Raw genomic sequence first — 23903 nt, forward strand, 5'->3', positions numbered from 1 at the left:
GGATAACATCACATGCAGGCCGAATCTTTTTTTTCCGACCATGTAAAGAAAGCTCTGACAAACGATCCTCCCGGGGAATGGATGCCGGCAGTTCCGAAAGCGTGCATCCCCCTGCATTCCGGCTATCCCGATCCCGCACTCGTTCCTGACAAGGAGCTGAAAGAAGCCGCCGCCCGCCTTCTGGATGAGGAGCGCGATCTGCCGCTGCATTATATGGGAAGCCCGAGGACGGCCGTTTTAAAAAAGCAGATTCAAGAACGGTTAGCCATCCGCGGCATTCACTGTCGGGACGATGAGCTGCTCGTGACGTCAGGCGCCTGTCAGGCGATAGATCGGGCTGCACGTGTTTTCCTCGATGAACAAACCGCCGCTGCCGTTGAAGCTCCGGTCTACATGGAAGCGCTCGAGATGTTTAAAAATTACACACCGCATATCATGAGCATTCCGACAGATCAAGAGGGCCTGCAAACAGAAACATTAGCGTTCATGCTTGAGGAAAGAAAACGAAAAGGGCTTCTGCTTCCCCGTCTTCTCTACACGATACCCGCTTTTCAGAATCCTGCGGGAACCGTAATGTCAGCGAAGCGGAGAACCCGCCTGCTTCAGCTTGCCGAAACGTATGATTTTCTCATCTTGGAGGATGATGCATACGGCGAGCTCGGATTCACCGATATTCCGCCGCCCTTGAAAGCCATGGATCAAAACGGCCGGGTGCTGTACGCCGGTTCATTATCAAAAATCATCGCCCCGGGAATGAGAATCGGCTGGATTGCAGGGGACGCCGCATTCATCACGGCATTGTCTTGGTTAAAAAAAGACTTAGGCCACCCGTTTTCCCAAGCGGTGACCGCCGTCTATCTGGAACAAACGAATGTGGAAGAACGGCTCGCCGCCTTGCGGGAAGCATATCGAAGCAAACGTGACGTTTTGCTCGCCGCATCAGCGCGATATCTCCCGGAATCCGCATCCTGGCACGTGCCGGAAGGCGGTTATTTTGTATGGGTGAAAGCGCCGGGGGCGGATACGTCCGCACTGCTGGCGCGGGCTCTATCTCACGGCGTTTCCTATGTCCCCGGTAAATATTTTTTTCTGCATCAGGAAGACGGTGCGGAATATCTTCGCCTGTCGTTCAGTTATGCCGGTAAAGCCGCGATAAAAGAGGGTGTGCAAAAACTGGGCCGTCTGCTGGAAAACGGGATGTAGAGCAGCTTGAGGAGCTTTCGGGCTTCTCTTTTTTTGTCCCCTTCAGCGCATCGGACGAAAGGATTTTTCAGAAAAACCTTCCAATCCATATTCAGAATAGTGTAGGATATTCATAGAGCTTTCCTAAAAACAGGTCATCAGATGACCGGATCACATATTGAGGATGAAAGAGGGGTTCATCATGAAAGTCTCATTATTTGTCACGTGCCTTGTGGATATGTTCCAGACCAATGTCGGAAAGGCGACGGTTGAGGTGCTGGAACGGCTCGGGTGTGAGGTGGATTTTCCCGAGGGGCAGATTTGCTGCGGGCAGCCCGCATACAACAGCGGGTATGTGACGGATGCGAAAAAAGCGATGAAGCGGATGATTGCCGCATTTGAAGAAGCGGAGTACGTCGTTAGTCCGTCAGGTTCCTGTACGACGATGTTCCGTGAATATCCGCATCTGTTTCAGGACGATCCGAAGTGGGCGGCAAAAGCGCAGCAGCTTGCGGACAAAACATATGAGTTAACAGATTTTATCGTCAACGTTCTCGGGGTGGAGGATGTCGGGGCGGTGCTGCATAAAAAAGCGACAGTCCATACATCGTGCCACATGACGAGGCTGCTCGGCGTGTCGGAGGAGCCGATGAAGCTTTTGCGCCATGTCAAGGGGCTCGAGCTGACCGCGCTTCCCGGAAAGCACCAATGCTGCGGATTCGGAGGAACATTTTCTGTGAAAATGGCTCAAATCTCTGAACAAATGGTGGATGAGAAGGTCGCCTGCGTGGAAGACACGGAGGCCGAAGTGCTGATCGGGGCGGATTGCGGCTGTCTGATGAATATCGGCGGGCGTCTTGACCGTAAGGATAAAAACGTCAGAGTCATGCACATCGCCGAAGTGCTGAACAGCAGATAACACGAGAAACAACAAGGGGGGAAAATCATGGCGATGAAAATCGGTACCGCCGCTTTTAAAGAGCGGGTATCAGAAGGAATAGATAATGAGTTTATGAGAGGAGCCGTCTCCGGAGCGCAGGAACGGCTCAGGACAAGAAGGCTGCAGGCGGCCGAAGAATTGGGAAACTGGGAGGATTGGCGTTCACATGCGGAAGAAATCAGACAGCATGTGCTGGACAATCTTGATTTCTATTTGGAACAGCTCGCCGAAAATGTCGCCAACAGAGGCGGACACGTCTTTTTCGCCGAAACGGCGGAAGAAGCGTCCTCCTATATCCGCGATGTCATCCGGCAGAAAAACGCCAAAAAAATCGTGAAATCCAAATCCATGGTGACAGAAGAAATCAATATGAACGAAGTGCTTGAGGAAGAGGGCTGTGAAGTCACAGAAACGGATCTCGGCGAATACATTCTCCAGATTGACGATCACGATCCGCCGTCACATATCGTTGCTCCCGCTCTTCATAAAAACAAAGAGCAGATCCGTGACGTGTTTAAAGAGAGACTCGAATACAAACAGACGGAAAAACCGGAAGAGCTCGTCATGCACGCGCGCAGCGTTCTCCGGAAAAAATTTCTCGAAGCGGATGTCGGCATTACAGGCTGCAACTTTGCGATCGCGGATACCGGATCGGTCAGTCTCGTGACGAACGAAGGAAACGGCCGCCTTGTGTCCGCGCTGCCGAAGACGCAGATCACCGTGATGGGAATGGAGCGGATCGTTCCGTCATTTTCTGAGTTTGAAGTGCTTGTCAGCATGCTGACGAGAAGCGCGGTCGGCCAGCGGCTTACAAGTTACATTACGGCGCTGACGGGACCTCGGCAGCAAGGAGAAGCGGACGGGCCTGAGGAATTCCACCTCGTGGTTGTGGACAACGGGCGTTCCCGCATACTCGGCACGGAATTTCAATCAGTGCTGCAATGTATCCGCTGCGCCGCCTGCATCAACGTCTGTCCCGTGTACCGGCATGTCGGCGGACACTCGTACGGGTCCATCTATTCGGGTCCGATCGGCGCCGTCTTATCGCCTCTTCTCGGCGGATATGACGAATACAAGGAGCTCCCGTACGCATCTTCCTTATGCGCGGCCTGTACGGAAGCATGTCCCGTTAAAATTCCGTTGCACGAGCTGCTGCTCAAGCATCGGCAGAACATCGTGGAAAAAGAGGGCAAAGCGCCGATCAGCGAAAAACTGGCGATGAAAGCCTTCGGGCTCGGCTCGTCATCCCCGTCCCTTTATAAAATGGGATCGAAATGGGCGCCTGCCGCCATGACGCCGTTTACGGAAGATGACAAAATATCAAAAGGGCCGGGGCCGTTAAAAGAATGGACGGCAATACGGGACTTCCCGGCGCCGCATAAATCGAGATTCAGAGATTGGTTTAAAGACCGGGAAAAACAAAAGGGGGAAGAATGATGATGAAAGGGACGGTTACACATCAGGAATCCTTTTTAAACCGGATCGCCGAAAGTCTGGGCAGAGAGCGCAGGAAATCAGGCGTGTCCCTGCCTGAATGGAAGTATCAGCCTCAATATCAAACGCATGCGGGCTGTACGGAAGACGATCTTGTCACGATGCTGAAAGACCACTGCGTCAACATTCATACCGAACTGATCGAAACGGATGCAGCCGGGCTTTACGACGCTTTGCGCACGCAGGTGAACCGCTTTGAAGGAGGGCCTGTCATCATTCCGAAGGACAGCCGGTTTGAAACGTACGGCTTGCAGACCCTTATGACAGAAGAGTGGCCGGATGAAGGGGTTCCCGTTTGGGAATGGGACGCGGAACAAGGAGCGAAAAATATTGAAAAAGCGGAACAAGCGAATGTGGGCATCACATTCAGCGAGATCACGCTTGCGGAATCAGCCACCGTTGTTTTGTATGCGTCAGAGCATGCCGGCCGTTCTGTCAGCCTGCTTCCGACCACCTATATCGCAATCATCCCGAAATCTTCCATTGTGCCGAGAATGACACAGGCCAGCGATATACTGAAACAGCAGATCAGAGACGGCGTCACCGTTCCTTCCTGCATCAACTATATTACTGGACCGAGCAACTCGGCCGATATCGAAATGGATTTGGTTGTCGGCGTCCACGGACCCGTTAAAGCCGCTTATATCCTCGTGAATGACCGATAAAAAAACAACCCCCGGTTTGCGGCCGGGGTTTGTTTTTATATAAACGCGTTAATGATCATGATAAAACAGATTGCACTGACAGAAATAATCGTTTCCATCGCCGTCCATGTCAGGAACGTTTCTTTGACCGTCATTCCGAAATACTCTTTAATGAGCCAGAAACCGGAGTCATTGACATGTGACAGAATCAAAGAGCCCGCTCCCGTTGCCAATACGAGAAGCTCGCTGCTGACGCCCGGCATGACAGATGCAATCGGTGCAACAATGCCGGCCGCCGTCATCATGGCGACAGTCGCTGAACCTGTGGCGACACGGATGACCGCCGCGATCGTCCAGCTTAAAAGAACGGGAGAGAAGCTTGAATGCTTCGCCATGTCAGCGATATACGTGCCGACGCCTGAATCAATCAGGACGTTGTTAAAAGCGCCGCCGGCTCCGATCACAAGCAGAATGGAAGCAATCGGTCCCAGACAGTCATTGCTGAATTTTAAAATGCTTTCTCTGTCAAAGCCCTGATAAAAACCAAGGCTGAAAAAGGAGTAAACCGTGGCGATCAAAAGCGCCGTGACAGGGTCGCCGATAAATTTAAAAGTTTCATAGAGCGTGCTTTTTTCCGGAAGCGCAATTTCGGCAAGCGTTGCCATAAGCATCAGGATCACCGGTACCAATATCGTAAACAATGTATTTGCGAATCCCGGAAGCTTGCGTTTTTCATTCCGTTCAATAAATTGTTTTTTCAACAGTTCGGGAACGGGTTTATGAATGCGCTTACCAATCCATTTTCCGTAAAGCGGCCCTGCGATGATGGCAGTCGGAATGCCGACGATTAAAGAAAACAAAATCGTTTTTCCGACATTGGCGTGATAAATGCCGACAGCCGCCATCGCCGCCGGGTGGGGCGGAACCAATCCGTGCACGACGGAAAGTCCCGCAAGGAGCGGAATCCCGATCGTCACTAATGAAACCCCGGTTTCAATCGCAATCGTAAACAAAAGCGGCACGAGCAGGACGAAGCCGACCTGGAAAAAGACCGGGATGCCGACAATAAAAGCGACGGCCATCATCGCCCAATGCACTTTCTTTTTGCCGAAGCGGCCGATCAGGGTGTGGGCGATACGCTCCGCACCGCCTGATTCAGCCATCATTTTTCCGAGCATCGTACCGAGGGCCAGCACGATCGCAAGCAGCGACAGCGTATTGCCGAGCCCGGTTTTCATCGAAGCGATAATGTCCGGCAGATTCATGCCCGTTGCGAAACCGACAAGGATGGATGTAATCAAAAGACTGATAAACGGATTTAATTTAGCGACCGTAATCAATAAGAGTAAAACGATAATAGCGGCAATGACAATAAACAGTAACATGACCTTTTCACCCTTTCAAAGAAGAATTAACGGCTTTGTTTGAGCTGAAATTCACTGATGACGTCAAATTCATCTTTGAGCTTGTCATACAGCCGCTCGTATAAGTAAAACAGCTCAATATATGTTTCGCTGTTTTTGACGTTCGGTTCATGGCGGTGAGAAATTCTGATCCAGTCCTGAACATCCTCGATCCGTTCCATTTCGCCAAGGCTGTGCAAAGCGAGAACGGCCGCTCCGAGCGCCGAGGCTTCGTAACTTTCCGGAACGAGGACTTCCCGTCCCATCGTATCGGACAAAATCTGCCTCCACAGCGGCGATCTCGCAAATCCTCCCGAAGCCCGCACGTCTTTTGCGGGGCCCGCCAAATCTCTCAGTGCGACACCGATTGAAAAGACGCTCATGATGACGCCTTCCAGCACCGCTCTGATAAAATGCTCCCGTTTATGGCGGAGGCTGATGCCGAAAAACGTTCCGCGGGCATTCGGATTCCAAAACGGCGCGCGCTCCCCTGATAAAAACGGCAGAAACAGCAATCCCTCAGAGCCTGCGGGCACTTTATCAGCGATATCAATCATTAAATCATACGGATCAATGCCGAGCCGCTTCGCCGTTTCGACTTCCGGAGAAGCGAATTCGTCTCGAAGCCAGCGCAGCATAATGCCTCCGTTATTCGTCGGGCCTCCGATGACCCAATGCTTGTCAGTCAGCGCGTAACAGAATGTCCGCGCTTTTTCATCCGTAATCGGCGCATCCGTCACCGAACGCACGGCTCCGCTTGTTCCGATCGTAACGGCCACTTCGCCTTTGCCGATCGCGCCGACTCCAAGGTTGGCGAGCACGCCGTCATTTGCGCCGATAATAAACGGTGTATCCGCATGAATGCCCATCCGTGCAGCGATTTCCGGCGCAAGGCCGCGCAGCTGATGAGTGGTCGGCACGATGTCCGACAGCTGATCTTCCCGGATTCCGGCAATCCGGAGCGCTTCTTCATCCCAGGAAAGCGTATCTAAACGGAACAGCCCCGTTGCCGAAGCGATCGAATAATCGACGACATAAGTTCCGAAAAACTCGTGCAGAATATATTCTTTAATACTGATGAATTTGGCGGTTTTCGCGAATGTCTCCTTGTCCTGTTCTTTCATCCACACAATTTTGGAAAGCGGAGACATCGGGTGAATCGGCGTACCCGTTCTTTTATAAATATCAAAACCGTTCATCTCTTTTAAAATACGTTTTGATTGCTCGGCGCTGCGGTTGTCCGCCCAAATGATGCTTTTGGTCAGCAGGCCGCCGTTTTGATCGACAGCTATCAATGAGTGCATGGCGGTGCTGATGCCGATTGCAAGCAGATTGTCAGGGCTCAGTCCGGCCTTTGTGACGGCGCCTCTGATGCTTCCGATAACCGCTTCCAGAATGTGCTCAGGATCCTGCTCGGCCCATGCCGGCTTTGGCTGTATTAAATCATAGTGAACCGAATGCTTGGCTAACACTTTGCCTCTTGGTCCGAACAGAACGGCTTTCGTACTGGTCGTGCCGATATCCAGACCGATAACAGCTTGGGTTTCCTTCATAATATATCCCGCCTAATCTGATTGAATAATAAGATAGATTGATAATGTATGCCCTTACAAAGTCAATTATAGGAATAATTTTTTTATAAATCAACGATGAAGAAGAAAATTTTTTTCATAAAATTGCCTCAATTCCCGCTGTATCGGCATTTTCTCTTTTGAAAAATATATATTACAAACGTTTGTGCGCGATCATTTTTCTGATTTGCTGCAAGTTGGCGAGCGTTTTCTCCTGCCGCAGCCGGGCCGTGGCGAAATACAGTGTATCAATGACCGACAGCTGGGCAAGCCTTGCGGACATTGCTTCCGTTCTGAAAGCCGTCTCCCTTGTTGATGTATACAGCACCACGTCGGAAATCTGGGTGAGCGGCGACTTTTGGTAGCTTGTAATGCCGATCGTGCCGGCGCCGAGCGATTTGGCCGTTTTCACCGCGTCGAGCACGTCCTTGTTGCTTCCCGAATGAGAAATGCCGATGACTGCGCTTTCGGGACCGAGAAGACCCGCCGACATCGCCTGAAAGTGAGAATCCGTGTGCGCGATGCAATTTATACCCGTACGCATAAATTTATGATACGCGTCAGTGGCGATCAGCCCGGAACCGCCGTTTCCGTAAAATTCAATTCTGTCTGCTCGGTGGATCATTTCTACCGCTTTTTCAACGTCGGCCGGATCTAATAATTGAAAGGTATCTGTCAGACCGGAAATGTTTGTACGGAAAACTTTCCGGATGATGACTTCGATATCATCGTCGGGGCTCATTTCTTCATGAATGTGCTGCACCGGCTCCTGAACGATCTCCTGAGCAAGCGCGATTTTTAAATCCTGATAGCCGGAAAAACCGAGCCGTTTGCACAGCCTGAAAATTGTCGCTTCAGAGCTTTTCGTTTTTTCCGCCAGCTGAATGATGGAAAGGTGAACCACGTCTTTCGGTTCCTTCACGATATGGTCTGCAATCGCTCTCAATTTTGGCGACAAACCTTTGCTGGCCGCCTGAATCTTCCCGATGCTGCTTGAATTCACAGGGGTCATGCTATAACCTCCCTACTCGAATGTAAACGCATACTTTTATGATAAAGCAAGTTCTGTCATAAGGGAATCAGGTTTTGCTTTCTTTACCGCAAATGAAAGAAAAGAGAAAAGTATATCGGGGACACCGCCTCAATGACACTTCATACATCCGATTTTTACAAAAAGTGATCGTTCTCTGAAAAGTGCCGGTGCCCAAGTCGCCGGCCATAAGTCAAACACATGATGGAAAGCTGTCCTGCTACAGTCCGGTTTCTAGTGAGTTGCCAGCGCTTGAAGTTCCAGATGAATTTCTTCAAATTAGTGTTCCGCCATTAGCAGTCAGTTCTTTATTAACTGGATTAATCAAAAGAGAAGGATCATTAAGCAGGAGAACACTTGAGAAGCACAGGTCTAATCAGCTTCTGGAGAAAAACTTCAAATTAATATAATAATCTAATTGCTCTGAAACGCGTACCATACATTATACTTTCAATGATTTTTAAACTCTGAGGAGGAAATTCACATGAAAGTAATTGCAATTGACTTAGATGGCACGCTGTTATCAGAGAACTTAACTATCCAAGAACAAGATGTAAGAGCTTTAAAGCTTGGACAAAAACAAGGTCATCTTGTAACAATCGCTACAGGGAGAGCTTTATTTGATGCAAAACACATCATCAATAAATATGGTTTGGATTTTCCGATTATTGCTTCAAACGGCGCTCAAATTGATGTGGGAAATCAGGTAATATTCGAACATTTTATGGATTCAGATGTAATCCAACCTATCATAACATGGTTAAATAAAGAGGAAATCTATTATCAGCTTTACTTATCTGACAAAATTGCCGTATCAAATCAAGGAATTCAGCAGCTTGAAAAAGAACTTTACAATACAGTAATGGAAGAACCTCATTTTAATCAAGAAGTATTTTGGAATTCTATTAAAGCTCAAATACATCAATACGGGTTAGAGGAAATACCGGGTACAATTGACCCTATCGATTATCGGTATGTCATAAAATGTATGATCGTTTCGCCAAACCAAAGAAAATTAAAAAAAGCTAAAGAATATTTTGGACAACTGAAGGAGTGTGCCGTAACGAGTTCAGGAGCATTCAATCTTGAAATCACAAGTGCAGGAGTAGATAAAGGAGCGTCATTAAATAAACTTTGTGAACATTATGGAACGGATGCGCGGAATGCAATCGCAATAGGTGATAATTTAAATGATCTGCCTATGTTTCATGCAGCAGGAATAGGGATAGCCATGGGAAATGCAGATAAGAAGCTTATTCAATTGGCTGCTTTTAAAACGTTATCGAATGATGAGTGTGGTGTATCTTATGCTTTTGATCATTACATTCTGACGAAAGAAGAAGACCCTAAACCGCGGAGTATACAGCCATGAGCCATTTTGTGAAAAGGTGTTTAATCTATATTGTCGGATTGTTTATTTTATCCGTGGGGGTTGTATGTATGATTAAATCTAATACCGGGATTGCCCCCTGGGATGCTCTGAACGTGGCTTTATCAGAACTCATTGGCCTTACAATCGGGTCATGGGTTTTCATTGTCGGAGGAATCCTTATCTTTATAAACAGCCTCATAAAAATGCGGTTTCCTAATCTAGCCGGTTTTATTCCGATTGTTATTATTGGAAGTTTTGTTGACCTTTTAAACCTAAAGGTTCTTTCGTTCTTAAAAACAGATGCTGTCATTCTTCAATGGAGTTTATTTTTGATAGGGTTGTGTATATTGGCTATGGGAATCGCTATTTATTTAAGAGCATCTTTTCCTTCGATACCGAATGATGAATTAATGTTGGCTATTACTGAACGTACAGGTTGGGGTATTAATATTACAAAGACGATAGGGGAAGCTTTAGCTTTTGTGCTTGCAATCATTCTTCAGGGGCCGATTGGGATAGGAACCATCATTGTGTTGCTATGTCTGGGGATATTAGTAGGTTTATTTGACAAACTATTACACAAGATGGGGAAGCCCCGTTCTATCTATAGTGTGGGACAGGAAGGCGCACATATTCATGCAGGCCATGATAAAACAATTCATTAAATGCTTATTTTCCCTTGTGTTGTTCAGTGTAAAATCCTGATAACGCTGTCTAAGAAGGAGTAACAGTAATGACAAACATTACAGAGATAGCAAAGAAAGCGAACGTTTCTCGGACAACAGTTTCCAGAGTTCTCAATAATCATCCTTATGTAAAACCTGAGAAGCGGGACGCTGTGTTAAAAGCTATGAAGGAATTAAATTATGTACCAAATTTCAACGCGATTAACCTATCCAGGGGGAAGACAAATGTATTCGGAGTCATTGTTCCTAAAATCAACCATCCGTTTTTCAGTAAACTGATTGCCGGAATAGGCGAAGAGTGTAATAAACATAATTACAGTTTACTTGTGCACCAATCAAATAACGATCCTGAACAAGAAATGGAGTTTTTTAACAGACTGAAATACAAACTTATTGACGGTCTTATTTTGGGATCCTGTGTAAGCCCCCCTCACGTACTCGACGAGATATCTGGGTTTGGCAATATTGTTTCCTGTGAAGCTTCTGCAAGCAAACAGGTTGCACATATATTTATTAATCATGAGTCAGGAATCAAAATGGCAATTGATCATCTGCGAAATCAAGGACATCAATCCATTGGTCTGTGTATAGGAAATCCTAAGAGCGGTGTTGGCATAAGCAGAAAAAAATCATTTTTTCACTTTCAAAATGAATACGGATTGAAATGGAGTGATAATTGGTACTTTGAGGAACAGTACACTATTGAGAATGGTATAGAAATAGCAAAACTATTGCTAAATAAGTCACCTCGTCCTGCGGCAATGGTTGTAGGAAGTGATTATGTTGCGGCGGGGATCATTTATGAAGCGAAAAGACAGGGAATACGAATACCTGAAGAACTGGCGGTTATAGGATTTGATAATCAGCCGATATCTAAGGTAATAGAACTTTCAACGATACATCAACCTATTAAAGAGTTGGGACAAACAGCAGCAAATTTATTATATAACTTAATGAATAACAAAGATGTCCCCAATATAAATAAGTTGAACCTAAAACTTATGAAAAGAAAGTCAACTTAAAAAGACCACTTTATGGTGGTCTTTTTTGCTTAGCGTAGAACCAGCTCTGGGGCAGGCGCTTTGAAATGAGCTCTTTTTTTCGTTTCATCTATAAAACTGAAGGGCTTCATGGATAGGTTTTCAAGTTCATTTAGGAAATGACAAGCTTTTAATGGCACAAATGATGTCATATTCCATACAACTTTCTCATTAAAACCTATAGCACGAATATTATGCATAAGCCGATCAATTGTGTAAGACCCTGCTGCTACATACCCTTTCCCTTGATACCACAGATTATTCCCTTCAATTTTCTCCAGTGATTGGCCGCACATGGAATCTGTGTCAATGCGATCTGTCATTGCTATAATACCCTTAGAGCCAACAAGTTCTACAACCCGTCGTGCAACTTCTAAGTCTACATGTTCACTATCAAAATTCATACAAATGGTTAATAAACCTTCTTTCGCGGCTCTCATCAAAGTACCGGGAACTTCTCCGACAAGTGTGTTGATATTATCTATGTTCCATTTATCTAACCGAGCATCTTTTAACCCCTCTAATCTATGTACTCTTTCTTGGGGTGTTCTCCAGGTGTGTTTAAAATTGTTTGGCATATCATTAAACAAATGATCTGTTAAAACGGCATCTGATCCAGTGTAATTGCTGCGTTTTTGCGCTGTATCTATAACTTTCATTATAAGTTCAGAGGTTTCCTCTGGGTATGCTTTTTGGAAGTGACCCAGCGCCGGTTTTACTCCAGCCTCCACAAGTGTATCCACAATCCATTCTAAACTTGGATGTTCTTCTGTCATATATTTCTTTAGATAAGAGTTTTCAGTCATAGCATCTGGGGACAGTACAGTATAAATAAGACCGTATTCTCCGCAAGAAGCGATCTTTTCCCATTCTTCTTTTAAGGGTGCCCAATTCCCTTTTTCCGGTGTGCCTGCAAAGCTGGCCAATAATGGTCCTTCTAGTGAAATACCTAAAATATTACGGTAACGTCCTTTTCTCTTTTGTGTATGGAATTCTTTCATAAAGACTGCAAATTGGTCTAATTGATTATGAGGAAGAAAGATAGAGGGTACACAGAAAATCCCTTCTATTTCAGCTAGTGTATTGATCTTTTCAATATCTAATTGATCTAAATTGCTAAAATCATAGTCACCGATTCCATGACAATGAAATTCTACTGGAAGAGATGGAACTAAATAAGAACCTGATTTCTTAAAAATCCCTTCTCCTCCAATATCGAAGTTCAACCATTCATTATTACTATAGGTTATATCAGCGATTTTCATTACTCCATTTGTTTCAAGGTAAGCCGGGCTGTTAAATGATGTGCTAGACTGCATAGGAAACGCCTCCTGGAAATGTTTATTTAGTATTCAGTGAAGACACATCATCATCTTAAAGTATGAAACCCGTACCATATCAACCTTTTATTATCAATTTTTGTAAAAATATAGGTTTTTTATTCAACTTTCTACACCTGATGTTCTCGTTATTGTTATTTGTATCCTGAAAATCTCCTTTAAACACTCAAAAACACTAGCTGTAACGCCACAAATGCTTCTATACTGTTTCGTGTTACGCCAACTAGTGTTCTCCACGAGTTTAATTTGTGGAATTGGTTTCATGTCAATAGCTTTAATAAATGGAATATGAATTCGGGGTATAGAACCTTGTGGAGTCATTGGAGTTGAACGATTAGAAATGAAATGTGTACAGTTGCTAAGCTGGGATACCAGCATAAGAGTAAAACCTTTCATATTTCTGCTAACTTTTTGCCGCTCAGTCCATATATCGTGGAAAACCTTTCGTCGGAATTTCTGTTTGAACAATATATATAAAGTGCTGATTACGCTATATTAGGGGCCGGCTCACCCCGCATATGAATTTAAACATGTTCAGTCAAAATGTCTTATATAGGTGATAAGAAAACCAGCGGCAAAAATTAGTATTGACTTTGAAAATAGAAGACTGTATATTATGTTACTATATTCAGAAAATAAAAACTCAAGAGATTCATTTAACATAAAACACTGTGAACGGGAGCAGTAAAAGAATCCAGTCAGAAAAAGAGAGCCGCGGGTTGGTGCAACGCGGACTGATTGTTCTTTGAACTCGCCCGGAAGTGGCAGGGCGGAACGGAATTATCGGAATATTCCCTATGTCCTAACGGCTGACCTTCGTTAAAAGGTTTTTAAGCTGGATTCCGGATATTCGGGATCAACAAGAGTGGTACCGCGGCTGCCTGAGGCACGCCGTCTCTTTTCCCAAAGAGGCGGCGTGCTTTTTTATGTGATGAACACTTTTTGCGAGAGGGCGTGTGATAGATGGAAAAGGACAAGCAAACGTTAAAACGGACGATGTCGTCCAGACACATTATGATGATGGCGCTTGGAGGCGCAATTGGGGCCGGGCTCTTTAAAGGCAGCAGCACGGCGATTGATGAAGCGGGGCCGTCCGTGCTGCTGGCCTACCTCCTCGGCGGAATCATTCTGCTGTTTATTATGCAGGGGCTGGCCGAAATGGCAGTCAGAAACAAACATGCAAGGACGTTCCGTGATTTGGTTCAGCAGTCTCTCGGGTCGTACGCTGCATACTTTTTAGACTGGATCTATTGGAAAATGTGGGTGCTCAATATTGCCGCTGAGGCGGTCGTAGCCGCCATTTTCATTCAATATTGGCTGCCGGAATGTCCGATATGGATATTGGCTTTGATCATTTCCATTGTGGTGACGGTCGTAAACATGCTTTCTGTGAAACTGTTTGCCGAGACGGAGTACTGGCTCGCGCTCATTAAAATTACAGTGATTGTCATCTTTATTTTATGCGGGATTCTGCTTTTATTTTTCTCATTCGGCAATCACACGGCGCCGGGGCTGTCTCATTTAACGGATCACGGAGGGTTTTTCCCGCATGGAGCGGGGGGCGTCATTACGGCGATGCTCGTCGTGATCTACTCATACGGAGGAACGGAAATCATCGGCGTCACGCTGGCGGAGACAAAAAACCCCGAAAAGGTGATCCCGAAAGCTGTCCGAAGTACGTTAACGCGGATTGTCGCTTTTTACTTGCTGCCGTTTTTCATCATCGTCAGCCTGATTCCTTGGAATCAAGTCAACAGCGTTCCGGAAAGCCCGTTTGTCATAGTATTTAAGATGATCGGAATTCCGGGTGCCGACCATATTATGAATGCCGTCATTCTTCTTGCGATTATCTCGTCTATGAACTCGGGACTGTACGGATCATCCCGCGTCTTGTTTACGCAGGCTTCTGACGGCCGGCTGCCGAAAATCTTTTCAAAACTATCGAAGAAAAAGGTTCCCGTCTATGCGATTCTGACTTGTACGTCATTTTTATATGTAGGCGTTCTGATTTCATTATTCGCAGGAAGCCAGACGTTTAACTATTTGATGGGTTCCCTCGGCTATACCGTGCTGTTCATCTGGCTGATTATCGGATTCGCCCATTTGAAATCAAGAAAACATTCAACAGAACAGCCGGCTTATTACGTCAAATGGTTCCCGTACACGACATGGTTTGCGGTGCTTGCGCTTTTGGCCATTCTGATCGGCGTAATTGCGACGACATCCATCGTCATCACATGCATCACTGCGGCCATCTATCTCCTCATTACGGCTGCGTATCTCGTGAAAGGGAGACGTCAATAAATAAAAAACTCTTGCCCCGCGGCAAGAGTTTTTTTAATGAACGGCCTTTTTTTCTGCGGCCAGAGCAGGTGTTTTCAGTTTCTTTGGTGTTATATTCACAAAACAAATGCTTGTGACGATCAGAAGCAGTCCGGCTAAAAGGCTGACGGTCAGCGGCTCATGCAGGAATATCGAGCTGACGACAATGGATATGAGCGGGATCAGGAAGGTGTAAGAGGCAACCTTGCTTGCTTCCCCTGAACCGACAAGCGTAAAAAAGGCGAGCCAGCCGAGCGCGATAACAAAAACTGAAATGAACAGAAGGCTGAGAATGAACGGAGCTTTCCATTGAATCGCTGAAAAGCTTTCTGAAAAATGGCCGGAGCTGACAAGCAGCACGCCGCCGATCAGAAGCTGAAGAGCGACCATCCAGATAGAGTCCGCGCGTCCGCCCGTTCTTTTCACATATACCGTGCCGAGCGCCCAGCTGACCGCGGAGCCTAAGGCCAAAAGAATGCCGGCGATGGAAATATGGCCTCCGAAACCGGCTGCGCTGATGACGGCGACACCGGCAAAGCCCAGAATAAGACCGGCTATTTTTAAAGGATACATCGATTCCCCGAGCCACAGCCAAGAAAAAACGCCCATTAAAACCGGCTGGAAAAACACGATGGCTGAAAATAAGCCGGCAGGCAGGTAATTCAAGCCGACCGTTTGCAGGCCGTAAAATAAAGTAATATTTAAAATGGCAGAAATAAGATAGATCGGCCACGTTTCTTTAAAACGCAGCTTTTTAAAACGGGGCAGCGCCACCATTAATAATAGAAGTCCGCCGATCAGCGTGCGGATTCCGGCAAACAGAAGAGGCGGCGAATAGGCAAGCGCGGCCTTTGTCAGCGGCCAGTTAATTCCCCACACCGTGACTAGAAACGCCAGCATAAGAGCCGTCTGTATTTTCGAAAGCTGTTTCACGTCGTTCACTCCTTGTAGAACAATTCCATCATATGATACGGTAATCAGTAAGATAAATAAAATGAATCTTTTTTATAAGGAGCATAAGTAAAACGTTATGACGATTACACAACTGCGGGTTTTTGTTCAAATCGCTGAAACGGGAAGCTTTACAAAAGCGGGGCAGGCGCTGAATATGACGCAGCCCGCCGTCAGCCATGCCATCTCTGCGCTTGAGTCAGAGCTCGGCATCAAGCTGATCGTCCGCGAGCGCCGCAACGGCGTAAGGCTCACGGACACGGGCGGAAAAATTCTCGTCCATATCAGAGAGGTGCTCAAAGGGATAGAAAAAGCCGAGCAGCTGGCGGCCGCGGAAAGAGGGCTTGAACAGGGAACGATTCACATCGGCACATTTCCGGCCGCTTCCGCTTATTTCATTCCAAAGCTGATCAGCGTGTTTAAAAAACGGTATCCGAAGCTTGAGTTGGTGCTTCATGAAGGAACGGTTAACGAAGTAAAGGAATGGCTCCGCTCCCGGGTAATAGATGTGGGTATCACTCTTTTTCCTACGGAAGACATGGAATATCTGCCGCTGAAAAAAGATAAAATGGCCGTCGTGCTTAGAAATGATCATCCGCTTTGCAGCTGTGAGTCAATCACTCTGAAAGATCTTGACCGCCAGCCGATGATCATCTGTGACGGAGGATACGAATCACCGTTTATTGATATGTTTAAGGAGGCAGGATCTGTGCTGACTGCCGCATTCACTGTTTACAACGTCAATACGTCCATCAGCATGATCAAAGAGGGGCTGGGAATTGCGATATTATCACAAATGTCTATGTCGGGAATATCGCTGCCGGAAAATGTCGTGACAAGAGAACTCAATCAGGCGGTGTACCGAGATGTTCTGCTTGCCGTTCCTTCTATAAAGGAGGCTTCATTGGCGGCAAAACTTTTTATTCAAATCGCGCAGGAACTCACAAAGAACGAATAAAAAAAGACCCTAATAATCATAGGGCCCTGAATCTTATCGGTTAATTTTAAAAGAGTTTGTCGTATTGACAAGTTTTGAACCGCTGAACGTGGCTTTGACACGATAATAACCTGTCTTGCATCCTTTTAAAGAGAATGACTTAGTCACCCTTACTGAGAAAGAAAAGGTTGTTTTTTTACAAGTCGTCCATTTCTTTCCGGACTTTCGCTGTAAGTATAGGTTTCCTTTAAAAGTTCGATCTGACGGATACGCTGTACTGAGAGTAAAATCGACACTTTTCGCTTTTTTCGTGTAGTAGGAGGCATCGGTAAATCCGCTTACATTTAAATGCTGCTGAGTGCCGGAGTAAAAGTCTGCGGCATATGCCTTATCGGTGTTTCCTGTAAAGAAGATTGCTGCCAGTAAAGCTGTTGTGAGTGCCATTAAGATTTTTTTACGCATATAGACAATGACTTCCTTCCTATTCAATATCATACATATCTTAACATTATTGGGTTTGTTCTTTCAACGATAGATTTTCACTTTTATAGGATGAAAAGCTCATCATATCTGAATGTAATAGATTCATTCATACAGAGTTCACTAGTGACGACCGCTGACTGATTGTTCGAATATCATCGAATCAAATTGTTTAACTCACGGGAAAAGCTGTGGTAAGGTGTGTGGTAGAGACCTTGTTTAAGATCTGCTTACACTAAACCATAAAGGAGAAAACGATGGCTGAACATACATTGAAAGATACTGCGTTTTCCGTATTGAATTTATCGCCGGTCGTACAGGGGGGAACGGTTGCTGAATCGTTCCGCAACAGCATGGATTTAGCGCGCCGCGCCGAGGAGTGGGGCTATAACCGCTATTGGCTTGCGGAGCATCATAATATAGAAGGAGTTGCCAGCTCGGCAACGGCGGTGCTGATCGGCCACATCGCCGGCGGCACGAAAAAAATCCGCGTCGGTTCTGGGGGTATTATGCTGCCGAATCATTCTTCACTTGTGATCGCGGAGCAATTCGGAACCCTTGAAACGTTATATCCGGGGCGGATTGACCTGGGGCTCGGACGCGCGCCGGGGACCGACCAATTAACGGCCAGAGCCTTACGAAGAAACATAAACAGCGGGGAAGATTTTCCGGAGCAGCTTGAAGAATTGAGAAATTACTTCAAACCGTCCGGCAATGTGCGCAATCAAGTCCGCGCCATTCCGGGCGAAGGGCTGGACGTGCCGATCTGGCTTCTGGGCTCAAGCGGATTCAGCGCGCGTCTTGCGGGAGAGCTCGGGCTTCCGTTCGCCTTTGCGGCTCACTTTTCACCGAAAAACACCGTGCCCGCCCTCGAGCTGTACCGCAGCTCCTTCCGTCCGTCAGACGTACTGGATCAACCGTACGCGATGGTCGGCGTCACCGTCATTGCCGCCGATACGGATGAAAAGGCGGAGCATCTGGCAACATCGCATTATCAAAGATTTTTAGACCTCGTCCGCGGCACGCCGAACCAGCTGAAGCCTCCTGTTGAAGACATGGATCAAATCTGGTCGCCGTATGAAAAAGCGATGGTCAATGAACAGCTCAGTTCAACGATCGTCGGCGGACCGGAGCGTGTGAAGGAAAAGCTGGAAAGCTTCATCCGGACAACACAGGCGGATGAAATCATGGTGAATTCAGAAAGCTTTGAGCATGCCGACAGAATGAGATCATTTGAAATCATTGCCGAATTAAAAAACAGCTGAGCAAAAAAAGCAATGTGCCGCGCACATTGCTTTTTTTATTCGCCGATCCGCTTGACTGAATTCCGGATGACGAGTTCCGGTTCATACACGACGTCGTCCTTCTTCGGTTTTTTATGTTCTAAGCAGTCGATGACGTATTTTGCCGCCGCTTTCCCCATAATGGATTTCGGATGCTTGACAGAGGTGAGCTTCACCTCGGAAATCTGGGCGAAATGTGAATCGTCATAGCCCATGACCGATACGTCATCAGGTACCTTTAACCCGAATTCCCTGAGAAGATTAATCGTCTTCAGCGCAATTTCGTCATTGTAGCAAAGAATGGCCGTCGGGTGTGATCCGCTGTTTTGCTCAAGGGTATGCTTAATTTTTTGGAGAAGCACGGTTTCTTTTTCTTCAGTCGTGTAAGTGACGATCATGTCCGGAGACGGGAAAATCCCGCGCTCCCGATGCGCCTGCAGATAGCCGTTCATCCGTTTGACGCCCTGCGTGTCATCCGCTTTAAAGATTCCCATAATGTGCGTGTGGCCGAGGGACATGACGTATTCGCAAGCCATCATGCCGCCTTTGACATCATTGACGGAAAAGCTTGGTGCGGCCAGCTCCGCATAAGAGGCGTTAATCATGGCAAACGGAATGCCGTTTTTCTCCAGATTGAGATAGTAGCCGATGTTGGGCGTCTGCAGCGCGCTTTTCGTAGGCTCGACAATCAGCCCGTCTATATTTTTGGACAGCAGGTTTTCAAGACCGCGCCGTTCACTTTCTGTATTGTTGTTGGTGCTCGTCAGCAGCATGGAATAGCCCTGTTCGCTTAAATAAGATTCGATTCCCCTGATGATGCTCGGAAAAATATAGTCTGATATGTACGTTGTAATGACGCCGATCGTTTTGTTTGAATGCATGGCTGATTTCGCCGTGCGTGAAGCGACAAAGGTGCCTCCGCCCTGAACGCTGTACAGCAGCCCCTGCGAGACCAAATCTCCGATCGCCTTTCTGATGGTATGGCGGCTGACGCCGAACTGCTGCATCAGCTCATTTTCCGTAGGCAGCTTTTCGTCCGGCTGTATTTTTCCTTGATTCAGCCATGAACAAATTTCTTCTTTTACTTGAGCATATTTCGGTAGCATATCAATTCCTCCAAAATGTATACGGACAAATTCCAGTATAACATAGTAAGCCCTTTCATCAAGCTGTAAAAATAATTGACAGATTATGAAAAACTGCTTATTCTTTATTTGTACGTACTAATTTCCCTTATTTTTAGATAAAATTCTTTATAAGTACGTACAAATGTGGCGGTTCTGAAGAAAACAAAGCAACATCAAGCGCCGCACTCAGATTTGTAAGCGTTTTTATTCTATTATTCGCGGGAGGGTAAAATTCATGAAGAATCACCCGGCACCAATTGGCTCAAATGTACCTGTCACTCGGCAGCATTCCAAGTGGTTTGTCATTCTCATCTCATGCGCGGCCGGACTGGGAGGGCTTTTGTACGGTTATGACACGGCGGTGATTTCCGGCGCTATCGGTTTCCTGAAAGATTTGTACCGCTTAAGTCCTTTTATGGAAGGGCTCGTGATTTCAAGCATTATGATCGGCGGTGTTTTCGGCGTCGGGATTTCCGGATTTTTGAGTGACCGTTTCGGACGGAGAAAGATTTTGATGGCAGCGGCGCTGTTGTTTGCGGTGTCAGCGGTTGTCTCTGCGCTTTCTCAAAGTGTGTCTTCCTTAGTGATCGCCAGAGTCATCGGCGGTCTGGGAATCGGCATGGGCTCCTCGCTTTCTGTCACGTATATTACCGAAGCCGCTCCGCCGGCCATACGCGGCAGTCTGTCTTCACTGTATCAGCTGTTTACGATATTAGGGATATCCGGCACTTATTTTATTAACCTCGCCGTCCAGCAGTCCGGCTCGTATGAATGGGGAGTGCACACCGGCTGGCGGTGGATGCTCGCTTACGGCATGATTCCGTCCGTCATCTTTTTTATCGTGCTGCTTATCGTGCCGGAAAGTCCGCGCTGGCTTGCGAAAGCAGGGCGCCAGAATGAAGCCCTCGCCGTGCTGACGCGCATTAACGGCGAGCAGACCGCGAAAGAAGAAATCAAACAAATCGAAACGTCTTTACAATTAGAAAAAATGGGTTCATTGTCTCAGCTGTTTAAGCCGGGGCTGAGAAAAGCGCTTGTGATCGGGATTCTGCTGGCTTTATTCAATCAGGTCATCGGCATGAACGCAATTACGTATTACGGGCCGGAAATTTTCAAAATGATGGGCTTCGGACAGAATGCGGGGTTTATCACGACATGCATCGTCGGTGTCGTCGAAGTGATTTTCACCATTATCGCGGTTCTTTTAGTCGATAAGGTAGGCCGGAAAAAGCTGATGGGGGTCGGATCTGCCTTTATGGCGCTGTTCATGATCTTAATCGGGGCATCCTTTTATTTTCAGCTTGCAAGCGGGCCGGCTTTAGTCGTCATTATATTGGGATTCGTCGCCGCTTTCTGCGTTTCAGTCGGGCCGATTACGTGGATCATGATTTCAGAAATCTTTCCGAACCACCTCCGCGCACGCGCCGCCGGTATCGCGACGATATTCCTGTGGGGGGCGAACTGGGCGATCGGCCAGTTCGTGCCGATGATGATCAGCGGGTTAGGGCTCGCGTACACCTTCTGGATATTCGCCGTCATTAATATTCTCTGTTTCTTGTTTGTCGTGACGATCTGCCCTGAGACGAAAAATAAATCATTAGAAGAAATAGAAAAACTCTGGATAAAATGAAAGCGTTTTACGACAAAAGTCCGCTCCGGCGGGCTTTTGTCTGTCACCTTCATTCCGTTTCTGTATATAATGACTGTATCAAGGAGATACTGGAAAATCCTGCGAAGAATGTCGAGGAATTGACCTTTAACAGTTGAATTAACAATGTCATCCTGTTAAAATAATTAAAGAAAGCAGACATAATTTTTTTTGGCTATGATGGGACGTTTTTTGTCATAGCGGGACATTTTCTGTCCAGTATGAATAGGAAGGAACGTTTGAGTCATGAACCAGTTAATACAAGCTCAAAAAAAATTATTGCCTGATCTTTTGCTTGTGATGCAGAAAAGATTTGAAATCTTGCAGTATATCAGGCTTACCGAACCGATCGGCCGCAGAAGTCTTGCTGCCAGTCTCGGATTGACCGAGCGCGTTCTCAGAAGCGAGGTTCAGTTTTTGAAAGAACAGAATCTCATCGATATTAAAACAAACGGCATGACAATGACGGAAGAGGGCTATTCACTGCTTTCGATTCTGGAAGATACGATGAAGGATGTTTTAGGATTGACGCTTCTGGAAAAGACATTAAAAGAGCGGCTTAATCTGAAAGACGCCATTATCGTTTCCGGAGACAGCGACCAATCTCCTTGGGTCAAAAAAGAATTAGGGAGAGCGGCCGTTGCATGTATGAAAAAGAGATTTTCAGGCAAAAATATCGTCGCTGTAACCGGCGGTACGACAATTGAAGCCGTCGCCGATATGATGACGCCGGATTCAAAAAACCGCGAGCTCCTGTTTGTGCCCGCAAGAGGCGGTTTAGGCGAAGATGTGAAAAACCAGGCGAACACCATATGCGCGCATATGGCGGAAAAGGCTTCAGGCACTTATCGGCTTTTGTTCGTTCCCGGACAGCTGTCACAAGGCGCCTACTCATCTATTATTGAAGAACCTTCCGTAAAAGAGGTGCTTCACACGATTAAATCAGCGAGTATGCTCGTTCACGGAATCGGCGAAGCTAGAACAATGGCGGAGCGAAGAAACACGCCTTTGGAAGATTTGAAGAAAATAGATGACAATCATGCGGTGACAGAGGCATTCGGCTACTACTTTAATGCGGACGGAGAAGTCGTTCACAAGGTGCATTCAGTCGGAATGCAGCTTGATGACCTCGATGCCATTCCCGACATTATCGCGGTAGCGGGCGGATCATCAAAAGCAGAAGCAATCGAAGCTTATTTTAAAAAGCAGCGAAACACGGTTCTCGTCACGGACGAAGGAGCCGCAAAGAAGTTATTAAGGGATAACAGTCCCTCAATATAAATATCTCTCACTTATTTAAAGGAGGAAATAATCATGGCAGTAAAAGTCGGTATTAACGGTTTTGGTCGTATTGGACGTAACGTATTCCGCGCAGCATTAAACAATCCTGAAGTTGAGGTAGTAGCGGTTAACGATTTAACAGACGCTAACATGCTTGCTCATCTTTTACAATATGATTCCGTACACGGAAAATTAGATGCAGAAGTTAAAGTTGACGGCAGCAACCTTGTTGTTAACGGCAAAACAATCGAAGTTTCTGCTGAGCGCGATCCTGCGAAACTCAGCTGGGGCAAACAAGGCGTTGAAATCGTAGTTGAATCTACTGGTTTCTTCACAAAACGCGCAGACGCTGCGAAACACTTAGAAGCAGGCGCGAAAAAAGTTATCATCTCTGCACCTGCTAACGAAGAAGATATCACAATCGTTATGGGTGTTAACGAAGACAAATACGATGCGGCTAACCACCATGTTATCTCTAACGCATCTTGCACAACAAACTGCCTTGCGCCGTTTGCAAAAGTACTTAACGACAAATTCGGCATCAAACGCGGTATGATGACAACTGTTCACTCTTACACAAATGATCAGCAAATTCTTGATCTTCCGCACAAAGACTACCGTCGTGCGCGTGCAGCAGCTGAAAACATCATTCCTACATCAACTGGTGCTGCTAAAGCAGTTTCCCTTGTTCTTCCTGAACTGAAAGGCAAACTGAACGGCGGAGCTATGCGTGTGCCGACTCCAAACGTTTCTCTTGTTGACCTAGTTGCTGAACTTAACAAAGACGTAACGGCTGAAGACGTAAACGCAGCTCTTAAAGAAGCGGCTGAAGGCGATCTTAAAGGAATCCTTGGCTACAGCGAAGAGCCATTAGTATCCGGAGACTACAACGGCAATGCTAACTCTTCTACAATCGATGCTCTTTCTACAATGGTTATGGAAGGCAGCATGGTAAAAGTAATCTCTTGGTACGATAACGAAAGCGGCTACTCTAACCGCGTTGTTGACCTTGCAGCTTACATCGCAAAACAAGGTCTTTAATTCATAGCTCCCGGAAAGGGCCGGACTTGGTTCTTTCGGACAGAAACGCTATAATGAAAGCGGACAAGGGAAGGGGACGGACTCCCTTTCCCTTTTTCCATGAGAACCGGCTTTCAGAAAGCGCCGGATTG

The 23903-nt window shown here is 46.6% G+C and carries 20 protein-coding genes and 1 other annotated feature; of the genes, 13 read left to right on the forward strand and 7 right to left on the reverse strand.

Annotated features, from left to right (window positions below):
* Positions 1 to 12 precede the first annotated feature (12 nt).
* The 4 genes from BR62_RS0103045 to BR62_RS0103060 all read left to right on the forward strand — a co-directional run bounded on the left by BR62_RS0103045 (position 13) and on the right by BR62_RS0103060 (position 4281).
* Complete coding sequence (locus BR62_RS0103045) at positions 13 to 1203, forward strand: aminotransferase-like domain-containing protein (protein ID WP_032869627.1); 1191 nt, start codon at positions 13 to 15, stop codon at positions 1201 to 1203.
* Between the two features lie 181 nt (positions 1204 to 1384).
* Positions 1385 to 2101 (forward strand): (Fe-S)-binding protein, encoded by a 717-nt coding sequence (locus BR62_RS0103050; RefSeq protein ID WP_007613889.1) that lies wholly within the window; start codon positions 1385 to 1387, stop codon positions 2099 to 2101.
* 27 nt (positions 2102 to 2128) lie between these two features.
* On the forward strand, positions 2129 to 3559 hold the full coding sequence (locus BR62_RS0103055; RefSeq protein ID WP_007407375.1) for a LutB/LldF family L-lactate oxidation iron-sulfur protein: 1431 nt from the start codon (positions 2129 to 2131) through the stop codon (positions 3557 to 3559).
* Positions 3559 to 4281 carry a LutC/YkgG family protein gene (locus BR62_RS0103060; RefSeq protein WP_032869628.1) on the forward strand — a complete coding sequence of 241 codons (723 nt, stop codon included), beginning with the start codon at positions 3559 to 3561 and terminating at the stop codon, positions 4279 to 4281. Before BR62_RS0103055 ends, BR62_RS0103060 begins: the two co-directional genes overlap by 1 nt.
* A gap of 35 nt (positions 4282 to 4316) precedes the next feature.
* Here BR62_RS0103060 and BR62_RS0103065 read toward each other — a convergent pair whose 3' ends face one another.
* The 3 genes from BR62_RS0103065 to BR62_RS0103075 all read right to left on the reverse strand — a co-directional run bounded on the left by BR62_RS0103065 (position 4317) and on the right by BR62_RS0103075 (position 8246).
* Positions 4317 to 5645 (reverse strand): GntP family permease, encoded by a 1329-nt coding sequence (locus tag BR62_RS0103065; protein ID WP_007407373.1) that lies wholly within the window; start codon positions 5643 to 5645, stop codon positions 4317 to 4319.
* Positions 5646 to 5671: 26 nt separating this feature from the next.
* Positions 5672 to 7216 (reverse strand): gluconokinase, encoded by a 1545-nt coding sequence (gene gntK, locus BR62_RS0103070; protein ID WP_007407372.1) that lies wholly within the window; start codon positions 7214 to 7216, stop codon positions 5672 to 5674.
* Positions 7217 to 7388: 172 nt separating this feature from the next.
* Positions 7389 to 8246, reverse strand: coding sequence for a MurR/RpiR family transcriptional regulator (locus BR62_RS0103075; RefSeq protein WP_003151588.1), 858 nt, complete (start codon positions 8244 to 8246; stop codon positions 7389 to 7391).
* Between the two features lie 502 nt (positions 8247 to 8748).
* Between BR62_RS0103075 and BR62_RS0103080 the strand changes: the two genes are divergently transcribed.
* The 3 genes from BR62_RS0103080 (at position 8749) to BR62_RS0103090 (ending at position 11344) form a co-directional block, all read left to right on the forward strand.
* Positions 8749 to 9636 carry a Cof-type HAD-IIB family hydrolase gene (locus BR62_RS0103080; protein WP_032867017.1) on the forward strand — a complete coding sequence of 296 codons (888 nt, stop codon included), beginning with the start codon at positions 8749 to 8751 and terminating at the stop codon, positions 9634 to 9636.
* Positions 9633 to 10301 carry a YczE/YyaS/YitT family protein gene (locus BR62_RS0103085; RefSeq protein WP_012118492.1) on the forward strand — a complete coding sequence of 223 codons (669 nt, stop codon included), beginning with the start codon at positions 9633 to 9635 and terminating at the stop codon, positions 10299 to 10301. The genes BR62_RS0103080 and BR62_RS0103085 overlap by 4 nt, the downstream gene beginning before the upstream one ends.
* 68 nt (positions 10302 to 10369) lie before the next feature.
* A complete protein-coding gene (locus BR62_RS0103090; protein WP_007407368.1) occupies positions 10370 to 11344 on the forward strand; it encodes a LacI family DNA-binding transcriptional regulator in 975 nt (324 codons plus the stop codon).
* A gap of 29 nt (positions 11345 to 11373) precedes the next feature.
* Here BR62_RS0103090 and BR62_RS0103095 read toward each other — a convergent pair whose 3' ends face one another.
* Positions 11374 to 12681, reverse strand: coding sequence for an amidohydrolase family protein (locus BR62_RS0103095; RefSeq protein ID WP_032869630.1), 1308 nt, complete (start codon positions 12679 to 12681; stop codon positions 11374 to 11376).
* A gap of 683 nt (positions 12682 to 13364) precedes the next feature.
* Positions 13365 to 13604 (forward strand) — a binding site (T-box leader).
* A gap of 61 nt (positions 13605 to 13665) precedes the next feature.
* On the opposite strand from BR62_RS0103095, the gene BR62_RS0103100 reads away from it, so the two are divergent.
* Complete coding sequence (locus BR62_RS0103100) at positions 13666 to 15006, forward strand: amino acid permease (protein WP_007407366.1); 1341 nt, start codon at positions 13666 to 13668, stop codon at positions 15004 to 15006.
* Positions 15007 to 15039: 33 nt separating this feature from the next.
* Here BR62_RS0103100 and BR62_RS0103105 read toward each other — a convergent pair whose 3' ends face one another.
* Complete coding sequence (locus BR62_RS0103105) at positions 15040 to 15957, reverse strand: DMT family transporter (protein WP_003151595.1); 918 nt, start codon at positions 15955 to 15957, stop codon at positions 15040 to 15042.
* A gap of 97 nt (positions 15958 to 16054) precedes the next feature.
* Between BR62_RS0103105 and BR62_RS0103110 the strand changes: the two genes are divergently transcribed.
* Positions 16055 to 16933, forward strand: coding sequence for a LysR family transcriptional regulator (locus BR62_RS0103110; RefSeq protein ID WP_007613879.1), 879 nt, complete (start codon positions 16055 to 16057; stop codon positions 16931 to 16933).
* A 33-nt stretch (positions 16934 to 16966) separates the two neighbouring features.
* On the opposite strand, the gene BR62_RS0103115 is transcribed toward BR62_RS0103110, so the two are convergent.
* A complete protein-coding gene (locus tag BR62_RS0103115) occupies positions 16967 to 17374 on the reverse strand; it encodes a hypothetical protein (protein ID WP_003151600.1) in 408 nt (135 codons plus the stop codon).
* A 275-nt stretch (positions 17375 to 17649) separates the two neighbouring features.
* On the opposite strand from BR62_RS0103115, the gene BR62_RS0103120 reads away from it, so the two are divergent.
* On the forward strand, positions 17650 to 18657 hold the full coding sequence (locus BR62_RS0103120; protein WP_007613877.1) for an LLM class flavin-dependent oxidoreductase: 1008 nt from the start codon (positions 17650 to 17652) through the stop codon (positions 18655 to 18657).
* A gap of 35 nt (positions 18658 to 18692) precedes the next feature.
* Here the strand turns inward: BR62_RS0103120 and BR62_RS0103125 are convergent, their stop codons facing one another.
* Complete coding sequence (locus BR62_RS0103125) at positions 18693 to 19781, reverse strand: arabinose utilization transcriptional regulator AraR (RefSeq protein WP_007409953.1); 1089 nt, start codon at positions 19779 to 19781, stop codon at positions 18693 to 18695.
* A 256-nt stretch (positions 19782 to 20037) separates the two neighbouring features.
* Between BR62_RS0103125 and BR62_RS0103130 the strand changes: the two genes are divergently transcribed.
* The 3 genes from BR62_RS0103130 to gap all read left to right on the forward strand — a co-directional run bounded on the left by BR62_RS0103130 (position 20038) and on the right by gap (position 23772).
* Positions 20038 to 21432 carry an arabinose-proton symporter AraE gene (locus tag BR62_RS0103130; protein ID WP_032867015.1) on the forward strand — a complete coding sequence of 465 codons (1395 nt, stop codon included), beginning with the start codon at positions 20038 to 20040 and terminating at the stop codon, positions 21430 to 21432.
* 264 nt (positions 21433 to 21696) lie between these two features.
* Complete coding sequence (gene cggR / locus BR62_RS0103135) at positions 21697 to 22731, forward strand: gapA transcriptional regulator CggR (RefSeq protein WP_003151607.1); 1035 nt, start codon at positions 21697 to 21699, stop codon at positions 22729 to 22731.
* Between the two features lie 33 nt (positions 22732 to 22764).
* On the forward strand, positions 22765 to 23772 hold the full coding sequence (gene gap / locus BR62_RS0103140; RefSeq protein WP_003151611.1) for a type I glyceraldehyde-3-phosphate dehydrogenase: 1008 nt from the start codon (positions 22765 to 22767) through the stop codon (positions 23770 to 23772).
* The last annotated feature ends 131 nt before the right edge of the window (positions 23773 to 23903 follow it).

Origin of the sequence: Bacillus sp. UNC69MF, assembly GCF_000746035.1 — a bacterium.
In the GTDB taxonomy this organism is placed as follows: Bacteria; Bacillota; Bacilli; order Bacillales; family Bacillaceae; genus Bacillus; species Bacillus velezensis.

Excerpts from the sequence above, each read along its gene's own strand:
- BR62_RS0103045 (WP_032869627.1), top strand. The coding sequence starts at position 13 with ATGCAGGCCGAATCTTTTTTTTCCGACCATGTAAAGAAAGCTCTGACA.
- BR62_RS0103050 (WP_007613889.1), top strand. The coding sequence starts at position 1,385 with ATGAAAGTCTCATTATTTGTCACGTGCCTTGTGGATATGTTCCAGACC.
- BR62_RS0103055 (WP_007407375.1), top strand. The coding sequence starts at position 2,129 with ATGGCGATGAAAATCGGTACCGCCGCTTTTAAAGAGCGGGTATCAGAA.
- BR62_RS0103060 (WP_032869628.1), top strand. The coding sequence starts at position 3,559 with ATGATGAAAGGGACGGTTACACATCAGGAATCCTTTTTAAACCGGATC.
- BR62_RS0103065 (WP_007407373.1), bottom strand. The coding sequence starts at position 5,645 with ATGTTACTGTTTATTGTCATTGCCGCTATTATCGTTTTACTCTTATTG.
- gntK (WP_007407372.1), bottom strand. The coding sequence starts at position 7,216 with ATGAAGGAAACCCAAGCTGTTATCGGTCTGGATATCGGCACGACCAGT.
- BR62_RS0103075 (WP_003151588.1), bottom strand. The coding sequence starts at position 8,246 with ATGACCCCTGTGAATTCAAGCAGCATCGGGAAGATTCAGGCGGCCAGC.
- BR62_RS0103080 (WP_032867017.1), top strand. The coding sequence starts at position 8,749 with ATGAAAGTAATTGCAATTGACTTAGATGGCACGCTGTTATCAGAGAAC.
- BR62_RS0103085 (WP_012118492.1), top strand. The coding sequence starts at position 9,633 with ATGAGCCATTTTGTGAAAAGGTGTTTAATCTATATTGTCGGATTGTTT.
- BR62_RS0103090 (WP_007407368.1), top strand. The coding sequence starts at position 10,370 with ATGACAAACATTACAGAGATAGCAAAGAAAGCGAACGTTTCTCGGACA.
- BR62_RS0103095 (WP_032869630.1), bottom strand. The coding sequence starts at position 12,681 with ATGCAGTCTAGCACATCATTTAACAGCCCGGCTTACCTTGAAACAAAT.
- BR62_RS0103100 (WP_007407366.1), top strand. The coding sequence starts at position 13,666 with ATGGAAAAGGACAAGCAAACGTTAAAACGGACGATGTCGTCCAGACAC.
- BR62_RS0103110 (WP_007613879.1), top strand. The coding sequence starts at position 16,055 with ATGACGATTACACAACTGCGGGTTTTTGTTCAAATCGCTGAAACGGGA.
- BR62_RS0103115 (WP_003151600.1), bottom strand. The coding sequence starts at position 17,374 with ATGCGTAAAAAAATCTTAATGGCACTCACAACAGCTTTACTGGCAGCA.
- BR62_RS0103120 (WP_007613877.1), top strand. The coding sequence starts at position 17,650 with ATGGCTGAACATACATTGAAAGATACTGCGTTTTCCGTATTGAATTTA.
- BR62_RS0103125 (WP_007409953.1), bottom strand. The coding sequence starts at position 19,781 with ATGCTACCGAAATATGCTCAAGTAAAAGAAGAAATTTGTTCATGGCTG.
- BR62_RS0103130 (WP_032867015.1), top strand. The coding sequence starts at position 20,038 with ATGAAGAATCACCCGGCACCAATTGGCTCAAATGTACCTGTCACTCGG.
- cggR (WP_003151607.1), top strand. The coding sequence starts at position 21,697 with ATGAACCAGTTAATACAAGCTCAAAAAAAATTATTGCCTGATCTTTTG.
- gap (WP_003151611.1), top strand. The coding sequence starts at position 22,765 with ATGGCAGTAAAAGTCGGTATTAACGGTTTTGGTCGTATTGGACGTAAC.